The organism is Psychrobacter sp. 1Y4, assembly GCF_051847555.1.
This window is the reverse complement of record NZ_JBPYDE010000168.1, coordinates 1-1,031: the sequence shown is the minus strand read 5'-3', so window position 1 is coordinate 1,031 and position 1,031 is coordinate 1. Positions and strand designations below refer to the sequence as shown.

Genomic DNA, 1,031 nt, shown 5'->3' with positions numbered 1-1,031 from the left:
AGAAAACGTGGTGTTTTGTGCGGTTAGAGATTACCAAGAAGAGGAGATGGAATTAATCAAAAGACATAAAATTCCTTTATACAGCGTGGCTGAAATAACCAAAAAAGGCATCAGTGCCACAGTAGCCGAAATCTTCAAAAAACTAGAGTATTGCGATCATATTTATGTGTCGTTTGATGTGGATAGTGTTGATCCTTTATACGTTCCAGGTACCGGTACACCAGCAATGAATGGTCTGTCTTATGAGCAAGCCATGCAGCTTAATATAGAGCTCATTAAAAATGAAAAAGTATGTTGCTGGGAAATGGCAGAAATAAATCCCTTATATAACAATTCAAAAGATGACTCAACGAGAATATTTAAAATTTTAGAAGAGGTCACACACTCTCTTTTAAATAATTACTAGTATGAAATATCAAGAATGAGTTACAGGGTATTTAACTTAAAAATATTACATAAATCTTTAGGTTAGTTCAAAAGGGACGAAAGGTAAAAATAATATGGACATTATTAAAGCCAGCACTGCAAATCAAGATGCTAGCAGTGCTAATACTACTATCAATCTCAAACAGTTTTTGAAATTCTTTATACCCTCTATGATAGGGTTGATCGTCTTCGTATTTCCCATTCCTTATGTAGATGGTAAATTTGTCAGCTATGCAGACGGATTTACCATTCCTATCGCTGTGTTAAAGGATTATATACAGGGTTATATGAGCGACTTTTTGCCATTGCTCGTTGTCATCTCAATTATGATTACGGTGGTTGGTAGCTTATATACCAAAATCATGAAACCTGCATTGATTTTAAACAATCACTTTTTGAATAACTTACTGAACGTCAAAACATCTTGGCTGATGCTTAGACTACTTGGTGCGTTTTTTGTCGTCGTTACCTATTTTCAATTTGGGTTTGAGAGCATATATTCAGACAGTATTGGTGGTCTATTGTTATATGAGCTCATGCCCATACTGTTTATTGTGTTCTTTTTAGCAGGATTATTACTGCCGTTATTGCTTGATTTTGGCTTA

1 protein-coding gene and 1 pseudogene are annotated in these 1,031 nt (G+C 34.7%); both read left to right on the top strand.

Annotation, left to right across the window (positions count from 1 at the left end):
• Window positions 1-406: arginase family protein (locus ACS8FC_RS15040; RefSeq protein WP_439297364.1), on the top strand; the 406-nt coding region annotated here is incomplete at its 5' end.
• 94 nt (window positions 407-500) lie between these two features.
• A pseudogene (locus ACS8FC_RS15035) lies at window positions 501-1,031 on the top strand (YjiH family protein); the annotation flags it as partial.